At 32.7% G+C, this 19033-nt stretch carries 15 protein-coding genes and 1 pseudogene; 6 read left to right on the top strand and 10 right to left on the bottom strand.

The genetic code is table 11. The features are described 5' to 3' along the window. Position 1: 1 nt before the first annotated feature. The 7 genes and pseudogenes from bioA to gtxA form a co-directional block, all read right to left on the bottom strand. Positions 2 to 1360 (bottom strand): adenosylmethionine--8-amino-7-oxononanoate transaminase, encoded by a 1359-nt coding sequence (gene bioA, locus NST10_RS11315; RefSeq protein ID WP_001110068.1) that lies wholly within the window; start codon positions 1358 to 1360, stop codon positions 2 to 4. After that, complete coding sequence (gene bioD / locus NST10_RS11310; RefSeq protein WP_001217911.1) at positions 1338 to 2024, bottom strand: dethiobiotin synthase; 687 nt, start codon at positions 2022 to 2024, stop codon at positions 1338 to 1340. The genes bioA and bioD overlap by 23 nt, the downstream gene beginning before the upstream one ends. Before the next feature lie 54 nt (positions 2025 to 2078). Continuing rightward, positions 2079 to 2246 (bottom strand): annotated as a pseudogene (locus NST10_RS11305) (hypothetical protein). 230 nt (positions 2247 to 2476) lie between these two features. Then, the gene (locus NST10_RS11300; protein WP_000486505.1) at positions 2477 to 4210 is read right to left on the bottom strand and encodes an ABC transporter ATP-binding protein; all 1734 of its coding nucleotides are present in this window, start codon (positions 4208 to 4210) and stop codon (positions 2477 to 2479) included. 24 nt (positions 4211 to 4234) lie between these two features. Continuing rightward, positions 4235 to 5998, bottom strand: coding sequence for an ABC transporter ATP-binding protein (locus tag NST10_RS11295; RefSeq protein WP_339209856.1), 1764 nt, complete (start codon positions 5996 to 5998; stop codon positions 4235 to 4237). A gap of 647 nt (positions 5999 to 6645) precedes the next feature. Further along, a complete protein-coding gene (locus NST10_RS11290) occupies positions 6646 to 6753 on the bottom strand; it encodes a type I toxin-antitoxin system Fst family toxin (RefSeq protein WP_000482647.1) in 108 nt (35 codons plus the stop codon). Between the two features lie 133 nt (positions 6754 to 6886). After that, a complete protein-coding gene (gene gtxA / locus NST10_RS11285; RefSeq protein WP_000779351.1) occupies positions 6887 to 7273 on the bottom strand; it encodes a flippase GtxA in 387 nt (128 codons plus the stop codon). Between the two features lie 267 nt (positions 7274 to 7540). Between gtxA and NST10_RS11280 the strand changes: the two genes are divergently transcribed. The 3 genes from NST10_RS11280 (at position 7541) to NST10_RS11270 (ending at position 10795) form a co-directional block, all read left to right on the top strand. Next, positions 7541 to 8683: a glycerate kinase gene (locus tag NST10_RS11280; RefSeq protein WP_001176855.1), complete on the top strand. Its 1143-nt coding sequence runs from the start codon at positions 7541 to 7543 to the stop codon at positions 8681 to 8683. Between the two features lie 59 nt (positions 8684 to 8742). Further along, complete coding sequence (locus NST10_RS11275; RefSeq protein ID WP_000831298.1) at positions 8743 to 9402, top strand: membrane protein; 660 nt, start codon at positions 8743 to 8745, stop codon at positions 9400 to 9402. A gap of 181 nt (positions 9403 to 9583) precedes the next feature. Continuing rightward, positions 9584 to 10795: a multidrug effflux MFS transporter gene (locus NST10_RS11270; protein WP_001191919.1), complete on the top strand. Its 1212-nt coding sequence runs from the start codon at positions 9584 to 9586 to the stop codon at positions 10793 to 10795. A gap of 122 nt (positions 10796 to 10917) precedes the next feature. Here the strand turns inward: NST10_RS11270 and NST10_RS11265 are convergent, their stop codons facing one another. Then, the gene (locus tag NST10_RS11265) at positions 10918 to 11391 is read right to left on the bottom strand and encodes a GyrI-like domain-containing protein (protein WP_000456496.1); all 474 of its coding nucleotides are present in this window, start codon (positions 11389 to 11391) and stop codon (positions 10918 to 10920) included. A gap of 112 nt (positions 11392 to 11503) precedes the next feature. Between NST10_RS11265 and NST10_RS11260 the strand changes: the two genes are divergently transcribed. After that, the gene (locus NST10_RS11260) at positions 11504 to 12160 is read left to right on the top strand and encodes a C39 family peptidase (RefSeq protein ID WP_001080275.1); all 657 of its coding nucleotides are present in this window, start codon (positions 11504 to 11506) and stop codon (positions 12158 to 12160) included. Between the two features lie 62 nt (positions 12161 to 12222). Here the strand turns inward: NST10_RS11260 and NST10_RS11255 are convergent, their stop codons facing one another. Further along, a complete protein-coding gene (locus tag NST10_RS11255; protein WP_000690209.1) occupies positions 12223 to 13029 on the bottom strand; it encodes a metallophosphoesterase in 807 nt (268 codons plus the stop codon). A gap of 285 nt (positions 13030 to 13314) precedes the next feature. On the opposite strand from NST10_RS11255, the gene NST10_RS11250 reads away from it, so the two are divergent. Next, a complete protein-coding gene (locus tag NST10_RS11250) occupies positions 13315 to 14724 on the top strand; it encodes an amino acid permease (protein WP_339209850.1) in 1410 nt (469 codons plus the stop codon). A gap of 137 nt (positions 14725 to 14861) precedes the next feature. After that, a complete protein-coding gene (locus NST10_RS11245; RefSeq protein ID WP_001185679.1) occupies positions 14862 to 16940 on the top strand; it encodes a sodium:proton antiporter in 2079 nt (692 codons plus the stop codon). Between the two features lie 139 nt (positions 16941 to 17079). On the opposite strand, the gene NST10_RS11240 is transcribed toward NST10_RS11245, so the two are convergent. Next, positions 17080 to 18909: an APC family permease gene (locus NST10_RS11240; RefSeq protein ID WP_000483051.1), complete on the bottom strand. Its 1830-nt coding sequence runs from the start codon at positions 18907 to 18909 to the stop codon at positions 17080 to 17082. Positions 18910 to 19033 lie beyond the last annotated feature (124 nt).

The following is a 19033-nucleotide window of genomic DNA, read 5'->3' as shown; positions in this document are numbered from 1 at the left end:
ATTAACACTTCCTATCTAAAATGTTATGTACTGCCTTTTTAAAAATACGTACCATCGTTTTTACTTCTTTATTTGACATACTTAACACTGGCACAAACGTAATGACATTTTCTAAATTTCTAATCATTAGCCCGTTTTCTTTACAATTACGTACAATACGTTCTACTTTTTCAATTTCTAACGGCGTTTTACTATCTTTATCTGTAACTAATTCAACTCCAAACATTAAGCCTCGTCCTCTTACATCACCAACATTTCGATGACGCTTCAGCGCATGTAACTGTTTCTCAAGTGTTGATGATGTCGTTTCAATTTGTGACAATAACTTACATTTTTCATAAAGTCTTATATTTTCTAATGCAACCGTACAAACGATTTGATTTCCGGTGTATGTATGACCATGGAAAAAGGTATTCACACCATGCGAATCACTTAAAAATGCATTGTATATTTTTTGAGATGTCAATGTAGCTGCAAGTGGTAAGTAGCCACCTGTAATCGCCTTACCTAAACACATAATATCCGGTTGAACATCTTCATGATTGCATGCAAACATCTTTCCAGTTCTCCCAAAACCAACTGCTACCTCATCACAAATTAATAAGACATCGTATTTTTTGCACAATTTCTCGACTTCTTTCAAAAAGCCTTTAGGATGAACAAACAAGCCTGTCGCACCTTGAATCAACGGTTCCAATATAAACCCTGCGATTTCATCATTTCTTTCAATTAGAATTTGCTCTATATTCGTTAAAATAGCTGTCATCATTTCATTTTCAGTATCGTAATTACTGCGATAGAAAGATGGGCTTTCTACTTGAATATTTTCAAATATTAAGTCTTTAAATATTTTATGAAAGGTCTTGATACCACCAACACTTACCGCACCAATCGTATCCCCATGATAACCGTGATTTAGCGTTATAAACTTGTTTTTCTTGGCATATTTTTCTCTATCAATATTTTTCCAATACTGATATGCCATCTTTATTGCGATTTCAACAGACGCACTGCCTGTATCAGAATAAAATACTTTTCTTAGATTACTTGGCGTGATTTCGATTAATTTTTCCGCAAGTTCTATTGACGGAATATTTGATGATCCTAGCAGCGTAGAATGGGCAATTTTATTGAGTTGCTTTTTAATTACCTTATTCAAGTATTTGTTATTATGACCATGCACATTGACCCACAACGATGCATAACCATCTAAATATTTATTGCCATTCGTATCGTAAAGGTAACTACCCTTTCCTTTTTCAATGATGATTGCTTCTTCTTTGCTATATACACCCATTTGTGTAAATGGATGCCAAACATATTCTGAGTCTTTTTGTTTAAGTTGTTGTGTGTAATTCATTTTTAACTCCTATTAATTGTTTTAAAAATGCTTCTGAGAAATTTTCATACGTGGCATGTTCTTCAAATGTATAGACTGTTTTATTTGTTAATTTTCCAATCGTAATTTGATTGTCTTTTTCAATATAGCTGCCTGTATAGCGATTCATTATTAAAAAATTACTCGCCGATACATTCTGATTAACATAATCTTGGTGAACAATGGCATCGCTAATAGCACCTAATTTTGATGGCAACACACTGATGACACAATCTGCACAATCATTGATTAGATCTTTAGTCATGTAGAAATCATCTGTACCTTCATATATTGGTACGGCAATTCCCCCAGCACCCTCAATTAAGATAAAATCAAATTCCTTATCTAAAACTTTTACCTTATCTAATACACACTGCTTATTTAGAAAAATTTGATTTGCCATTTTAAATGCAAGGTGTGGTGATACAGGTTGCTTAAAAGTATAAAGTGACGTTATGTCATAGCTTAAATCACATTCATTTTTAAATACTTCTAAATCTGGAAATGTCCCGTCTTGGCGTTCCTCAGTTTGAAATGGTTTAAAAATACAAACTCGATGACCACGTGTTTTCAAAGCATGGTATAAATGCTTTGTAACATAGGTTTTGCCTACATCAGTATTCGTACTTGTAATAAAAATCCTCATAAAAAATAAGCACCTCAATCCGAATGTAAACTTTTATAATTAATAAGTTTACATTTAAGGCGCGTGTTTTTCAAGAAAACATGAATTTAAACTTCTCAGTATAACTATAAATTTTAGCAAAATTTTGACCTTGCTATTGAAATGACTAAGGCTTCATACGGAATTCGGGCAGATATAAACAGCGATTCGATAAAATATGTCAGTTAAAATTAATAATTGCATTATTTCTTAATAAAAAGACATCCTAGCTTTACCATGTTGTGAAACAATCCATTAATTGTAATATTACGTTGAGCGCCTTGTTCATCAATGCTATAATTAGTTACATAATAAATTGAACATCTAAATACACCAAATCCCCTCACTATTGCCCTAGTGAGGGGATTTATTTTGCTGTTGATTATCTATCACCCTTTTTATTTCCAAATTCTGATTCCATATTAAACTATTATTTATAATTTCCAGCCTGCTGATTTACTTTTTATTCTTATAAAGTCTTGATACATTCCTGGTTTTCGAATTAATTCATCATGACTACCTTTTTGAATTATTTCACCTTCATTGAGCACTATAATCTGATCTGCATTTTTAATAGTTTCAAGTTTATGTGCAATTGTAATTACTGTTTTGCCTTTACTTAATTCATTAATTGCCGTTTGAATCAGCTGTTCATTTTCAGGGTCAATACTTGCAGTTGCTTCATCTAAAATAATTATTGGTGCATCTTTTAATATCGCCCTAGCAATAGAAATCCTTTGCTTTTCTCCGCCAGATAAATTACTACCTTTTTCATTTAGCATTGTTTGATATCCCTCAGGTAATGACATGATGAAGTCGTGGCAACATGCTTGCTTCGCTGCACGAATAATTTCTTCTTTCGTTGCACCTGGATCGCCAAACAATATGTTATTTTCAATCGTATCATTAAATAAATACACCTTTTGAAATACTGCACTAATTTTCGACATTAACGTACTTAATGTCATATCTTTAATATCAACACCATCGATGCGAATATTTCCATCATCGATATCATAAAAGCGCAAGAGTAAGTGACATAATGTAGATTTCCCACTTCCTGAAGGTCCAATTATTGCTGTTGATGTTTGTGTAGGTATCTCAAAATTCACATTCTTTATCACTTGTTTATCATCATATGAAAAATTCACGTTTTGAAAAGCGATATTTTCATTTTTAATCGTCAAATTTTTTCCATTCTCATCCAGTTCTGGAGCATTTTTTATCTTTTCAATATCATCTATCGTCATATCTATCATTTCAAGTACGTGTGCAGCACTATTAATATTTTCAACACTATCAAATATCACAAATGAAAAAATTGAAATCATAATAAGGGTAGGTAAATCAATACTATGATTCATATATAATAAGCATGCAACTAATACAATCATTATTGAAACAACTTTTAAACTAAGTAAATGCAATAAATTGAATGGGATAAATTGCATTTCTATTTTTGTATTTATACGTTTACTTCCATTGACTGCTTGGTTAAAACTTTTAAGACTCGTATTTTCTTTCGCGAATGATTTTATTACTTGAATACCACGAATAACCTCCAATACCTTTTCCACTAATTGGTTTTGTACATTATGATACGCTGGCGCATTTTGTCGACTCTTTCTTTCTAATAATTGAATCGCAAAAAATGATAGTAATACGCCAATGCATGCTAATAATGATACTTGCCACGAAACTACAAGTAGAGACAATATGAGTACTGTAATTAATATGTATCCATTAACAACAACGTCCACCATTTTCATAGCAAAGTTTTCTAAAAAGGTTAAATCTGTTGTTACTATTGTTGTTAACTCATTTGAATGATGCGAATTAAAATAACCTAACCTTACATTTTTCAATTTATCCCCTATATCTAAACGTTCTTTCGCACTCATTTCATAAGCGATGCTCTCATGGCTTTTGCTTTTGAAATATGCTGTAATAAATCGTCCAATCACTAATAAAACCATGATAATTACAACATTCAATATATCTTTCATATAAATAGGTTTATGAGATAGCACATTATTAAATATTTTTGCAACTAAAAAGATAGGTAACGCAATAAAAATAGCATTTAAAAATGACATGCTAAATCCTAAAATCATTCTTGCTTTATATGGTCTTATCCAGTTTAAAATTTTAAATGTAATTTGAAACATATTTGACCTCCTTTTCTCATTAGTTTAATTATGTCCAGTATTGATTCCCCAATCTTTTGTATGCATGTGCGTATCCCACATTTTCTTATAATTACCGTTTAATTTTAGCAATAAGTGATGTGACCCTTTTTCTAAAATTTGTTGTTTACCTAAAACAATAATTTGATCTGCATGTTGAATCGTAGATAACCGATGTGCAATAACAATCAATGTTTTATCCTGCGTCAACACATTTAATGCTTCTTGAATTTTTTGTTCGTTGTCTGGATCAACGTAAGCAGTCGCTTCATCTAATACAATGATAGGCGCATCTTTTAATATCATTCTTGCAATAGTGACTCGTTGTTTTTCACCACCAGACAATTTATCTCCCACTGTACCAACATTCGTATCATATCCATCTGGCAACTTTTCAATAAATTCATGACATTGTGCTAACTTGGCAGCTTTTTCAACTGCCTCATCCGTAGCTTCTGGATTGCCAAGTTTAATATTTTCTTTAAAAGTAAGATTTAATAAAAAGTTATCTTGTCCAACAAAACCAACTAAATCGTTAAGTTGTTTCGATTCAATATCTTTTATATCTATACCGCCAATCGTAATTTCACCTGAAGTCACATCCCAGTATCGTGATATAAGCTTGGCAATGGTTGACTTACCGCTACCAGATGCCCCGACGATAGCTATGAAATTATTTTCTGGTACTGTAAATGATAAATGCTTAAAGACCAGATCGTCCTTATCTTTGTTATATGAAAATCCAACATTATTAAAAGCAATTTCATAATGTTGAGGCTTCTTAAATTTTGTTGACAATACTAACTCTTCTAGACTTAATATTTGATTCACTTCAGTTAATGCGTATTGTATAGACTTTAAATGATTTACATAATTAGTAAAATTCTTAATCGGTGCTACTACACCTAAAGATAATACGATGCATAGGAAAAATTCCGCATAGTTTAATTGGTTAATAGATATCAAATACATGCCGACCGGTAAAATCCCTAAAAATGTTGAAGGTAATACACTAGCTCCTAAATTCATATACCCCCATGTATTTTTAAACCAATTCAAAGTGTGAATCTTATAATTATCTACTGCATCTTTATATTTTTTATATGAACTTTGAGATTGATTAAATGTTTTAATCACTTCAATGCCTTCGATAAACTCTACAATCGCGCTATTCATATAATTATTCGATTTCATTTGTTCAGCATATGTCTCATTAAATCCAGACATAACTTTTTTAAAAGCGAAAATTGAAATTGGTATCGTTACTAATAAGGCACTAGCCATACGCCAATCAATGAGCATTATGTATAAAAAGATAGCAGCTGACAAAAGTAAATTTCCTATAACTTCAGGAATCATATGTGCTAAAGGTAATTCTATTGTTTCAACCTTATCGACAAATATATTTTTTAATTCACCTATTTTCTTAGATTCCACTACGCCTAAAGGGAGAGGCATTAATTTTTGAGCTAATTTTTTACGAATTTCAGATAAAATTTCATATGCCGTAATATGTGATAGCATCGTTGACGCTCCAAAACAACACACTTGTGAAATATAAGCGATTAAAACAATAAAGATATAAACCATAATCGAATTAATCGTATATGCATTGTTAATCATCATTAAAATAATTTTAAAGACTGCCCAATATGGAACTAATCCAGAAAAGACACTGATGATAGACAACAAAATTGATAACATAATTTTCCATTTACTATCAGAAGCAAATCCGCTGAGTATCTTTATCCAATTTGTCTGATTGTTCATCGTATATGTAACTCCTTTCAATTAATAATCTAAATTAAGCCGCTTATATTATTTATTTCACTGGATGATATACATAATATAAATTTGTTATTTGTTAAAAATTAATACTTATTACAAGTACATCATATATTAGTTGATAACGATTATCAATGTCGCGTGGATTTGTGACACATTTCTTTTAAAAATTCACAAGGTTATGGGGCAGAAATGATAAAGAGCCACTAATGATTTATTATGTAATGATTCTTTATCCTTAGCCACAGCTAATATGTACTTAAAAATAGGAATACATGAGTAAAACTCTGTGTTGGGGCCCCGCCAACTTGCATTGTCTGTAGAAACTGTGGATCCAATTTCTCTATGTTGGGTCCCTGAGTATAGCCTTGTAGAGTCTAGTACATTGATTTGTATCCCAATGTCCCTATAATTGATTATTCGCTTTATCTAATGATCCTATGACTCAACTATTAAATCATTTTTCGAAATACTTAATTCTAATGTAATTAAATCCATTTATTGTAATATTGCAAAAATACATTGCACACCTTGTTCATCAATGCTATAATTAGTTACATAATAAATTGAACATCTAAATACACCAAATCCCCTCACTACTGCCATAGTGAGGGGATTTATTTAGGTGTTGGTTATTTGTCACCTTTTTTATTGTTGCGCGTTCGTAACCAATGTGCAAAAAACGCAACAAGACAGCCGCTTAAAGCTGAAGTCATGATGTCAATTAATAAATTGAACATCCGTCATACACCTCCTCTCTGCGTTAAAGTAACGCCCGAGATGTTAGGCGACCATTATATTATATCATTTATTTATTATATTTCACGCAATATTAAGACCCTTCCAAAGTATTTTTTAGTGGTTTACGCTACTTTAATTACTATCTTTTAAAATCCATTTAGATAATATAAATGTGATGGGTATCGTAATAATTAAACCAGCAAATGGTGCAATTTCTGCTGGCAAATTTAGCCAGGATACAAATACATATAATAAAACTGTTTGTAAGCTTATGTTGACAATCTGCGTAATTGGAAAACTAATGAATTTTCTCCAAGTAGGTTTTACCCTGTAAACAAAATAACAATTCAAATAATACGAAATCACAAAAGCGACTATAAATCCGGTAATATGACTAATCATATATTCAATGTGTAATAATTTTAACAGCAATAAATAGACAACATAATAGTTTAACGTATTAATGCCGCCAACAATGATAAATTTTAAAATTTCAGCATGCGTTTGTGTTAGTTTCATATGTGTAACTCCTCAACATCAAAATATATGTATAACTGCGTTCTCCAACATACTCGAATATGCGAGCCAATCCGCTTCTCTTCAAATATACTTATTTCAGTTTTTATACCCTTTCACAGCAAATTTAGTCTCTTTCCCCTCATCCTTATACGCCATTATAATGTAACTGATTTATCGCGCGACTCATTAGCACTATAGAGATTACTTTAGTTCACTAGTAATTTTATATACAATAAGAGCGACAACAGTAATGAGAGGATGTCTACTATGCAATTACAAAAAATTGTCATCGCTCCTGACTCATTTAAGGAAAGTATGACCGCACAGCAAGTTGGCAATATTATAAAACAGGCATTTACTAATGTTTATGGGAAAACCCTTCATTATGATATCATTCCGATGGCTGATGGTGGTGAAGGCACCACAGATGCTTTAATGCATGCAACAGGTGCTACTAAGTATACAGTCATCGTTAATGACCCTTTAATGCGACCTATTGAAGCATGTTATGCACGCGCAGACGAACAACAAATTGCAATTATTGAAATGGCAGCAGCGTCAGGTTTGGATTTATTAGAAAAAGAGGAACGTAATCCTTTATACACATCATCATATGGTACCGGTGAACTAATTAAAGATGCATTAAATCATGGTGCTAAGACCATTATTTTAGGGATTGGTGGCAGTGCAACAAATGATGGTGGTACAGGTATGCTAAGTGCACTAGGCGTAAAGTTTACTGATGTAAACGGGGACTTATTACAAATGAATGGTGATAATCTTGCTCACATTGCACAAATCGATATAACCAATCTAGATTCGCGATTAAAAGAAGTGACCTTTAAAGTGGCCTGCGATGTTTCAAATCCTTTATTGGGTGAAAATGGTGCTACCTATATTTATGGTCCTCAAAAAGGCGCTGATGCAAAGATGATACCAAAGTTGGATTTCGCAATGTCGCATTATCATGATAAGATAAAAATGTGCACAGGAAAGTCAGTTAATCAAATACCAGGTTCTGGTGCAGCTGGCGGTATGGGCGCAGCATTATTAGCGTTTTGTGAGACAACTTTAACAAAAGGTATTGATGTCGTCTTTGACATTACAGATTTTCATCAAAGAATTAAAGATGCAGACCTCGTTATTACTGGAGAAGGACGCATGGATTATCAGACCATCTTTGGTAAAACACCCGTAGGCGTTGCGTTAGCTGCAAAACAATATCATATTCCTGTCATCGCGATTTGTGGCAGTCTAGGCGAAAATTATCAACATGTTTACGATTTCGGTATTGATAGTGCCTATTCTATAATCTCTTCACCTAGCACTTTAGAAGATGTCCTACAAAATAGCGAACAAAATTTATTAAACACTGCAACTGACATTGCTCGTATTCTGAAATTACAATAATGTCAAAGTAAATCATCAGCTTTATTATTTGCAGTTAAAACTTGAATGAGGTGAAACCCATGAAAAGAACTGATAAATACCGTGATTCATATCAATACGACAATCAAAATCAAAATCATCGTCGTCAATCTGAAGACGCATCGTATAGACAACAATATGCTAAAGGTGATCCTGAAGAACACCCAGAACGATACTATAACGGTAGAGATTATCGAAGAGAACAAATTCTTGAAGAAGAAAACGAGAAATCCCGCCGTTCAAAAAAATGGTTATATATCATTATTGCCATTCTCTTAATTATTGTCGCTATTTTTGTCACACGCGCCTTACTTAACAATGATAGCGATAAAGTTAGTAATGACCCTAAAGTCTCTCAAAATTATAAAAAACAAGTTGAAAATCAAGACGGCCAAATTAACCAGCAAGTCGATAATGCTAAAGAAAATATTAAAAACAACCAAAAAACTGATGACATTATTAAAAATTTACAAAATCAAATCGATAACTTGAAGCAGCAAGAACAAAACAAAGCTGATTCTAAGCTAACTCAATTTTATCAAGACCAAATCAACAAATTGACAGAGGCAAATAATGCACTTAAAAACAATGCAAGCCAAGGTAAAATTGAAAGCATGTTAAATGATATTAATACAAAATTCGACAGTATTAAATCTAAATTAGAAAGCTTATTTAAAGATGACAATGGTGGCGCTAATTAATTATTAAACCTGCTTTTGATGATAAACATTAATTCCCTATACTTTATCTGTATCACTACGTTATTCGTGATGATGCATTAAGAGTATAGGGATTTTTTATATAAACTTGTATTCTAACTACATACAAATACACACAAAACGTATATAATTTATATAATTATATAAATTAAGGAGTCTGTTTATGCAATCTTCGAAAACCAAAACGAAGCATTTTTCATTTTTATTGCTAATCACGTTAGGTGTCATGACCGCTTTTGGCCCTCTAACTATAGATATGTACGTACCATCATTACCTAAAGTGCAAGGTGATTTTGGTTCTACTACATCAGAAATTCAATTAACATTATCATTCACAATGATTGGTCTTGCACTAGGCCAATTTATCTTTGGACCTTTATCCGATGCTTTTGGTCGCAAACGTATTGCTGTATCCATTTTAATCATTTTCATTTTGGCATCAGGTTTGTCTATGTTTGTTGATCAATTGCCATTATTCTTAACTTTACGATTTATTCAAGGTTTGACAGGTGGTGGCGTCATCGTTATTGCCAAAGCCTCTGCTGGTGATAAATTTAGTGGCAACGCACTCGCTAAATTTTTAGCATCTTTAATGGTAGTTAATGGCATCATCACTATTCTTGCACCATTAGCCGGTGGATTAGCTTTATCCGTAGCAACATGGCGTTCTATTTTTACAATTTTAACAATTGTGGCACTCATCATTTTAATTGGCGTCGCTTCTCAATTACCTAAAACACCTAAAGAAGAATTAAAGCAGGTGAATTTTAGTAGCGTCATTAAAGACTTTGGAAGTCTTTTGAAAAAACCAGCATTTATTATTCCAATGCTATTACAAGGTTTAACTTATGTAATGCTATTTAGTTATTCATCTGCATCGCCATTTATTACTCAAAAATTGTATAATATGACACCCCAACAATTTAGTATCATGTTTGCTGTTAACGGTGTAGGTTTAATCATTGTCAGTCAAGTCGTTGCTTTATTAGTAGAAAAATTACATCGTCACATATTATTAATCATTTTAACTATTATACAAGTGGTAGGTGTTGCTTTAATTATCCTGACACTTACATTCCATTTACCACTTTGGGTCTTACTCATCGCATTCTTCTTAAATGTGTGTCCTGTGACGTCAATTGGACCGCTTGGTTTCACAATGGCTATGGAAGAACGAACAGGTGGCAGTGGTAACGCATCAAGTTTACTTGGCTTATTCCAATTTATCTTAGGTGGCGCTGTTGCACCATTAGTTGGCTTAAAAGGCGAATTTAATACATCACCATATATGATTATTATCTTCATTACAGCCATTCTATTAGTCAGTCTACAAATCATTTACTTTAAAATGATTAAAAAGCAACATGTCGCATAACACTTCAACATAATTAGAACCCTAGCAAAGATATCTATCTTTGTCAGGGTTCTTCTTTATGAATTATGAGATTGAATCTTCAACTAAAATTACGCCTTCATATCAAGTACATTTCTATTCAATCACCCTTTAACAGGCATCCAAATTTCTGTAATATATTTTTCACTTGTAGTATCACCATCCTGATACAACTCAAAAAATGGTGCTGATTTTACCGTATCTGCTTGATATTGATGTATGTAGTGATGAACCTCTTCCATTTTTTGTTGAACTGCTTTAGGTACTGCTCCCTGTGCTTCAAATACCATATACTTTGAACTTGCTAATGTTATGACATCATATTTTTCAATATCAGCACTATTATCTCCGGTAACTGCAATCGTATATGACATCTTACCATCTAATTCAGGTATACATAAGCCAAGTATCCCGGCTAAATCACCATTATTTTTTAACTGTAAATCTGCAATTACTCCCTCTTGATAACATCTTTGCCAAAACCCTGCTATATGTTGCTGAGCCTGTCGTCCATTTTCATACGTTTCTTTAATACCTACTAACGTTAACGACGCAAGTTGTTGTAATTGATATTCCATTTTATCACTCCATTAATTTTATTCACTCATGTAAAACATATGTTTAGGACATTTTGCATTGACGCTATATAATTATATTAAATATTTATTGAATCAATGCGAGGACTATATTATGAACCGAAAAATATTACCAGTTAAACCTATCAGTCAGCTATTTCCTATTCCTATGGTCATGGGGTGTGAAGGTGTTTCCGCAGCCATGATGTTGCAATACAATAACCAACATATCCCTGCTACAGAAATTATGAGACATTGGCCGACACATCCGAACAATCCACATAAAGGTTATGTTGGACATCACTTATTCATTAAGCTTGGCAATTATCATCAAACAATATTTCCAGATGCATATGTACCATTTTTACAAAAATACAATCCTAATATCGTAGACGGCACTGGTAAATCCTTAGAAGATCTTAAAGGTATTATCGATCAAGGTCAACCTGTGTTAATATACCATACTAATCTTGGTTCTAAACCATTACTACGTGTTTTCCGCTTTGATAACAAGCCAGCGAAACAAGTTTCAAATATTCACGTAACGTTACTCATTGGGTACGATGATTACTATTACTATTATATCGATCCACTTTGGAGTCATATTCGTCGTGGCCTAGTTTTACCTGCCATCATTCCAAATCGCAAACAAATTATTAAAATTCGTAAAGAGAAAATGGAATACAGCTTTAATTCACCAGGAAGAAAGTGCATTTATGTGCAACCACATTCATATACAATTGAAAATCAGAAACAAAATAAACACACGTAAGTAAACACATTACTCGCGTGTGTAAAACATAAAATGCGCAAACTGGGTCAGGTTTGCGCATTTTAAATTTCTATTATTTGTATCGTCTCATTTATTTCCTGGTAAATATCTTCTGAACGCCATTGTCTTGGATAGCCTAGACACGGACAGAGATAACATCTGCCATCATCCATCACACTTTTCCGAAAATGAACATGGCCCATAATACTATATGGTATATCGAACATCGCATACAAAGGATTGAAATCACTTGTCCCAATAAATGCATTATAAAAATCGAATATACGATGCGGCATAGGAACAATGAAATCAGGATGCGTCACAACATGTGTGACTAAAATCACTCTTCTATTTCCTACTTCTAATAGATCTTTCTTCACTTGTTCAGCCGCTATTTTAGATAAATTTTGATCTGATGTGCCCCAAGATATTCGTTCTTTATCTTGCCAAGTCGCACCATAATGTTTTCCTCTTTGTAACTCATCTAATGAAAATCGTTGTGCTGCAAAGCTATAATCATACCAACCTGTATGTCCTATGATTGCCCATTCTTCATTTACTATAAATGGTTTTCCTACCAAGCACTGTGACATACTCTTATAATTATTCCAAATGTCTTGCGTAGTCATACTTTCAACTTCCCATAAATCATGGTTTCCAGGAACAAATTTCACAGGTATATCTAATTGTTTTGTCAATTGCGTTATAAATTGGTGCGTCAATTGATAATGATTTGAGATATCCCCCGCAATCAACAATATATCCAAATTTTTATACTTAACTATTTCAACCAATGCCTCTAAGTAATCTTCGGATGTTTTTTTATTATGACGATCAATATGTAAATCGGCGATTGTCCCTATCTTCATACCCATACCTTCTTTACTCAAATTAAAATGTTATTTATTATGCCATAGCTTATCTAATATATATAGTTAACTGCTTCATTTAGATGATTATTTTATATTTTTGCATAAAAACTTATATCTTTTCAAAAAATCGATAAGTTTTAGTTATCATACCCTTAACTATCAAATGTTTTTTCTTATATTTAAAAAAATAATTGCTTTATTAAATGGATTTCTTTAGTATTTATAATTAAGAAAACGCTTACACACAACTTTTTTATTTGCTTTATCCTGAGGAGGAAAATTATGGCAAGAAAATTGCATAGAGAGTTGAATAACAGACACATCCAATTGATAGCAATTGGGGGCGCAATTGGAACTGGGTTATTCCTAGGATCAGGTCAAACAATATCCTTAACTGGTCCATCACTGTTATTCACATACATGATTATTGGGGTTGTACTATTCGCTTTTATGCGCGCATTAGGCGAATTGTTGTTGAGCAATACAAGATTTAATTCATTTGTTGATATTGCAAATGAATATTTAGGCCCTTTTGGTGGCTTTGTCATTGGCTGGACTTACTGGCTATGTTGGATTGTATCAAGTATGTCAGACCTAACTGCGATGGGACAATACTTTGCATTTTGGTATCCACAAGTCCCAAATTGGATTACCGTGCTATTTATTGTTTTAATCTTGATTAGCTTCAACTTATTAGGTGCCAGATTATTTGGTGAACTGGAGTTTTGGTTCTCTATTATTAAAGTTGTTACAATTATTGCGATGGTTATCGTTGGTCTTGTATTAATCTTTTTCTCATTTAAAACACATTATGGACATGCATCATTCACAAACTTAATCAGTCACGGCGGCATGTTCCCTGGAGGGACATTTGGTTTCTTAATGTCATTCCAAATTGCTGTATATTCATTCATTGGTATTGAACTTATAGGTGTAACTGCTGGCGAAACGAAAGATCCTGAAAAGACTTTACCGAAAGCAATTAATAATGTACCTATCCGTATTTTATTATTCTATATCGGTGGTCTATTAGTAATTATGTCAGTCATACCTTGGAATGATATCGATCCAAATAGTAGCCCTTTCGTTAAACTCTTTACATTAATCGGCGTGCCATTTGCAGCAGGTGTCGTTAACTTTGTCGTGCTAACTGCCGCGGCCTCTGCTACAAATAGTGGAATCTATTCGAATAGTCGTATCTTATTCGGACTGTCACAACAAGGGTTAGGTCCTAAAGTTTTAAATAAAACGAATAGTCATGGCGTGCCTTATTTATCAATGTTAGTTTCATCAATTGCATTACTTATAGCAGCCTTGTTAAACTACATTTTTCCTAATGCAATTCAACTATTCATATACGTTACAACGTTATCAACTGTGTTGTTTTTAGTTGTTTGGGCAATGATTATTGTCGCTTATCTAATGTATTTGAAAAAGCATCCTGAGGCACATAAAAACAGTAAATTTAAGTTGATTGGTGGTAAGCCTATTGCTTACATTATTTTAGTTTTCTTCTTCTTTGTATTCATTTTATTATTCTTTAGTGACGAAACAAGAGCAGCTATTTATATTTCGCCATTCTGGTTTATATTTTTATTTTTCTTTTATAAAAAATACAAAACGAATGCTGAAAAGCTCGCATATGAACAACGACAAAATGACAGCGGTCATTTCAGATATGACAATCAATAATTTAAACATCTCGCTCTAGTATCAGTTCAACCGATACTAGAGTTTTTTTGAAAATAACTTCATTTTATCAATATATCTATGTCATTATGCCTTAAAAGTGATAAAATATTAACTATTAAAATTTTGAGGAGTATTGTATGGCACTATTAGAAGCATTTTTAATTTTTATTTTTGCTGTGATTATTAGTTCGGTTATCAATAATCGATTTCCACAAATTCCTACTGCCTTTATTCAAATTGCATTAGGTGTCGTTATTTTCATTATTCCAATACAAGTTGATTTCCAATTCAATTCTGAAGTATTTATGTTTGCCGTTATCGCGCCACTACTTTTTGTGGAAGGTACCCACGTCTCTCGAACAAAATTATTAGAATATCGCAAACCTATACTATTAATGTCAATGGCACTAGTGTTTGCAACTGTAGTCGGTGTTGGCTATTTTATACATTGGATTTGGCCTGCCTTACCAATGCCAGCCGCTTTTGCAATAGCAGCAATTTTATGTCCTACTGATGCAGTAGCAGTATCTGCTATTACACGCGGAAAATTATTACCTAAAGGTTCTATGACGATTTTAGAAGGTGAATCTTTACTCAATGATGCTGCAGGTATCATTTCTTTCAAAATCGCTGTTACAGCATTAGTAACTGGTACCTTTTCATTATTCCAAGCTATTGAACAATTTATCATTTCAACAATACTAGGTGTACTTATTGGTGCAATTATTGGATTCGTTGTCGTTAGAATACGTATAGACTTAACCGCTAATAAAGGTTTAAAAGATAACAATACCTTAACTTTTATTCAATTATTAACTCCTTTTGTCGTATACTTTTTAGCAGAAGAAGTTCATGCTTCAGGTATCATTGCAGTTGTAATCGCAGGTCTAATCCATGGTTTAGAACGCGACCGTTTAATTAGAGCACAAACGGAACTACAAATGAATTACCATCAAATTTGGAACACATTTAGTTATGCCTTAAATGGTTTTGTATTTGTTGTATTAGGTTTTATGATTCCTACTGTAGTCATAGATATTTTCCAAACAGAGCCTGACAACTTTTCATTTTTAATAGTGATCACTATATTAATCGCTATTGCAATTTATGCATGTCGATTTGTTTGGGTTTATTTCTGGTACAAAGATTTTTATTTCCCGAAAAATATACAATCTTATCTAGACGAGGAACATGATTCACATGAAACACCACCTTCTCGTGTGCGTTACGCATTTATTATGACGATGTGTGGTATTCACGGTACAATTTCACTTTCAATGGCACTTACATTGCCGTTTATTATTACACAAGGGCAAGCTTTTGAATACCGTAATGATCTATTGTTTATTGCATCTTTCATGGTATTAATTAGTTTAATTTTAGCGCAAATTGTTTTACCTTTAATTACACCATCTGCCGAAGATACTACTTTTAAAGGTATGACTTATCAATCTGCCAAAATTTTCATTGTTCAAAAAGTGATCCAGCATTTTAAAAACGAAAGTAAAAAAGACAAAAACGATACAAATTATCGCCCAGTATTAAACCAATACTATGGAGAATTGTTATTTTTATTAAATTCAGAACCTGATAATCAAAATACAAAAGAACTCAAACGTTTAGAAGATATTGCAAAAGTAATCGAAACATCTACACTTGAGCGTTTAATCGATAAAGGTAAGGCAACATACCAGGATATTAATAATTACCGCAATATTGTCGAATTAACAGAGACACACCGTACTGCATCATTTGTTGAAAAATTTGCAAACTTCTTCAAGATGTTATGGCTTAGACTTAAAGCGATGAAGCACTACAAAGCCTTAAACAAAGAATCTAAGAAGCAAGAATTTGAAAATTCATTCAAAGATGTTCAAAAAATTATGCGTATTGTGAATCACAATATTATTTTACGCTTAAAAGAAGAACAAAATAGTACAAATGTACTTGAGGTTAGCTTAGTCATTAATCATTACTATGATATGAGTCGCTCATTAAAGTGGCGTGCACAACGTCGAAAAGAACGTCAAGAAAACAGCAATCAAATCATACCGCAAGCTATGTTCCATAACCACAAATTGGAAGCATTGTACTTACAACGTCATCTTTTAGATGAATTAATTCGCAAAAATAAAATCAACAATATCGTTGCAGCTCAAATTCGAGAAAATATCAATTACAACGAAATTGTCTTGTCTTTACAGTCCAAAGATTAAGCAAGACATAACAACACCCCCGTACATATGAGACAAAGTCATTATCATCTCATATGTACGGGGTTTTTATAGTCAACATCAAAAAATCGGATTGATGAAAAGTAAATAACCTTTCATCAATCCGATTTGATTATAGAATCTATTTTTTAAGTTTAAATGGAATTGTACATACGTTAACATTCTTTTGATAAATTAAATACAATTTCATACGCAAACTAGTTTGATTGTGTAATAAATTATGCCAACGTTTCTTAGTAATAAATTCTGGTATCACTACTGTAATCATATAGTTTTGATCGTTGGCTTTACGATTAATCTTATCGATAAAACGTGAAATTGGTCGTATAATACTGCGATATTCCGAGTGTAAAATAACTAATCTTACATCTGGGAAATGACGTTTCCATTTCTCTTGGAATGCTTTTTCATCTTCATCTCCAAATGATACATGTACTGCAATAACATCATTATTCGCAAGCATTTGTGCGTAATAAATAGACTTATCAACTGCAGTTGTAATGCTTGTTATCGGAACAATTGCTAAATTACGATCTACTACTTCTACATTATGAACATCAATATCAGAACGTAATTGTTCTGCGATATCTCGATAATGTTTGTTAATTTTCAAGAAGAAAATCACCACGAACGGCAAGAAAATAAGTATCGGCCAAACTTGGCTAAATTTAGTTATGAGTAAAATCATAAAAACAATAAATGTCACGATACCACCAAGTAAGTTCACAGACAACTTACTTAACCAATTCTTAGGACGTTCATGAATCCATTTAATAACCATACCGAATTGTGCTAGTGTAAATGGAATGAATACACCAACCGCATACAATGGAATTAAATCTTCAGTCATACCATCAAATACAATAATTAAAATAATGGCTAATACACCTAAAATAATAATCGAGTTAGAGTAGCCTAAGCGATCACCTCTAACAGTAAACATTCTAGGCATATATTTATCTTTAGACATTGAAGCCGCTAACATCGGAAAAGCTGTAAATCCAGTGTTGGCTGCTAATACCAAAATCATCACGGTCGTTGCCTGTACAAAATAGAAGGCAGCATTATCACCAAATATTTGCATAGCTAATTGTGATAAAACTGTCGTTTCCGTTTGTGGCATAATTCCATAAACGTATGCTAAACCAACGATACCAACTAATAAAAACGCTAAAATTGAACCCATAGCAATTAACGTTTTTACAGCATTATTAGCACTTGGTTCTCTAAAATTGGTTACCGCATTTGAAATAGCTTCAACACCTGTTAATGATGAAGCCCCTGATGAAAATGCTTTTAATAGCAAGAATAATGTTACTCCAGGAACCGCAGTTCCTACTGATGCATGCATATGTGGTTGAATATCACCTGTCGCCACACGGAAAGTACCTATAAATATTAATATCACTAACCCTATAATGAAAAGATATACTGGATAGGATAATACGGTGGCAGATTCAGTTAAACCACGTAAATTTAATATTAAAATAAAAAGTACAAGTAAACATGCAATCAGTACTTTATGCCCATATAAACTTGGGAATGCAGCAACAAATGCATCAGCACCAGATGATATACTAACAGCGACAGTCAGTATGTAATCGACTAATAATGAGCCTCCTGCAAGCAATCCCCATTTTTCTCCTAAATTGGTCTTGGACACCATATACGCGCCGCCACCTTTAGGATATGCATAAATAATTTGCCTATAAGACATAATTAAAGCAGCTAATAAGATCAGAACAGCACCTGCAATCGGTAAAGTATACCAAGTTGCAACTGCACCCACTACTGATAATGTAATCAGTATTTGTTCGGGACCGTAAGCCACTGAAGATAATGCATCCGACGAAAGAATCGCTAACCCTTTAAACTTCGATATCTTTTCGTCTTTTAGTTCTCTGTTTTTTTTAGGTTGCCCTATAATAAGTCTTTTAAATTGATTGAACATAATCTCCTATTCCTTTTTATACTTTTTGATGGATATCACTATACGCCTATCCTTCCAAAAAGTATAGAGAGTTAATTAATATTTTTTATGTAATTATACACCTATTAACATATAAGGTGTCAAA

It is taken from the genome of Staphylococcus sp. FSL W8-0305 (assembly GCF_037966415.1).
Taxonomy (GTDB): Bacteria; Bacillota; Bacilli; order Staphylococcales; family Staphylococcaceae; genus Staphylococcus; species Staphylococcus aureus.
The sequence above is the reverse complement of the archived record's forward strand: the minus strand, read 5'-3'. Positions and strand labels throughout refer to the sequence as shown.

Coding starts and splice junctions, on each gene's coding strand:
- NST10_RS11275 (WP_000831298.1), top strand. CDS start 8,743: ATGAAAAGAACTGATAAATACCGTGATTCATATCAATACGACAATCAA.
- NST10_RS11240 (WP_000483051.1), bottom strand. CDS start 18,909: ATGTTCAATCAATTTAAAAGACTTATTATAGGGCAACCTAAAAAAAAC.
- NST10_RS11250 (WP_339209850.1), top strand. CDS start 13,315: ATGGCAAGAAAATTGCATAGAGAGTTGAATAACAGACACATCCAATTG.
- NST10_RS11280 (WP_001176855.1), top strand. CDS start 7,541: ATGCAATTACAAAAAATTGTCATCGCTCCTGACTCATTTAAGGAAAGT.
- NST10_RS11290 (WP_000482647.1), bottom strand. CDS start 6,753: ATGTTCAATTTATTAATTGACATCATGACTTCAGCTTTAAGCGGCTGT.
- NST10_RS11245 (WP_001185679.1), top strand. CDS start 14,862: ATGGCACTATTAGAAGCATTTTTAATTTTTATTTTTGCTGTGATTATT.
- NST10_RS11265 (WP_000456496.1), bottom strand. CDS start 11,391: ATGGAATATCAATTACAACAACTTGCGTCGTTAACGTTAGTAGGTATT.
- bioA (WP_001110068.1), bottom strand. CDS start 1,360: ATGAATTACACACAACAACTTAAACAAAAAGACTCAGAATATGTTTGG.
- bioD (WP_001217911.1), bottom strand. CDS start 2,024: ATGAGGATTTTTATTACAAGTACGAATACTGATGTAGGCAAAACCTAT.
- gtxA (WP_000779351.1), bottom strand. CDS start 7,273: ATGAAACTAACACAAACGCATGCTGAAATTTTAAAATTTATCATTGTT.
- NST10_RS11300 (WP_000486505.1), bottom strand. CDS start 4,210: ATGTTTCAAATTACATTTAAAATTTTAAACTGGATAAGACCATATAAA.
- NST10_RS11295 (WP_339209856.1), bottom strand. CDS start 5,998: ATGAACAATCAGACAAATTGGATAAAGATACTCAGCGGATTTGCTTCT.
- NST10_RS11255 (WP_000690209.1), bottom strand. CDS start 13,029: ATGAAGATAGGGACAATCGCCGATTTACATATTGATCGTCATAATAAA.
- NST10_RS11270 (WP_001191919.1), top strand. CDS start 9,584: ATGCAATCTTCGAAAACCAAAACGAAGCATTTTTCATTTTTATTGCTA.
- NST10_RS11260 (WP_001080275.1), top strand. CDS start 11,504: ATGAACCGAAAAATATTACCAGTTAAACCTATCAGTCAGCTATTTCCT.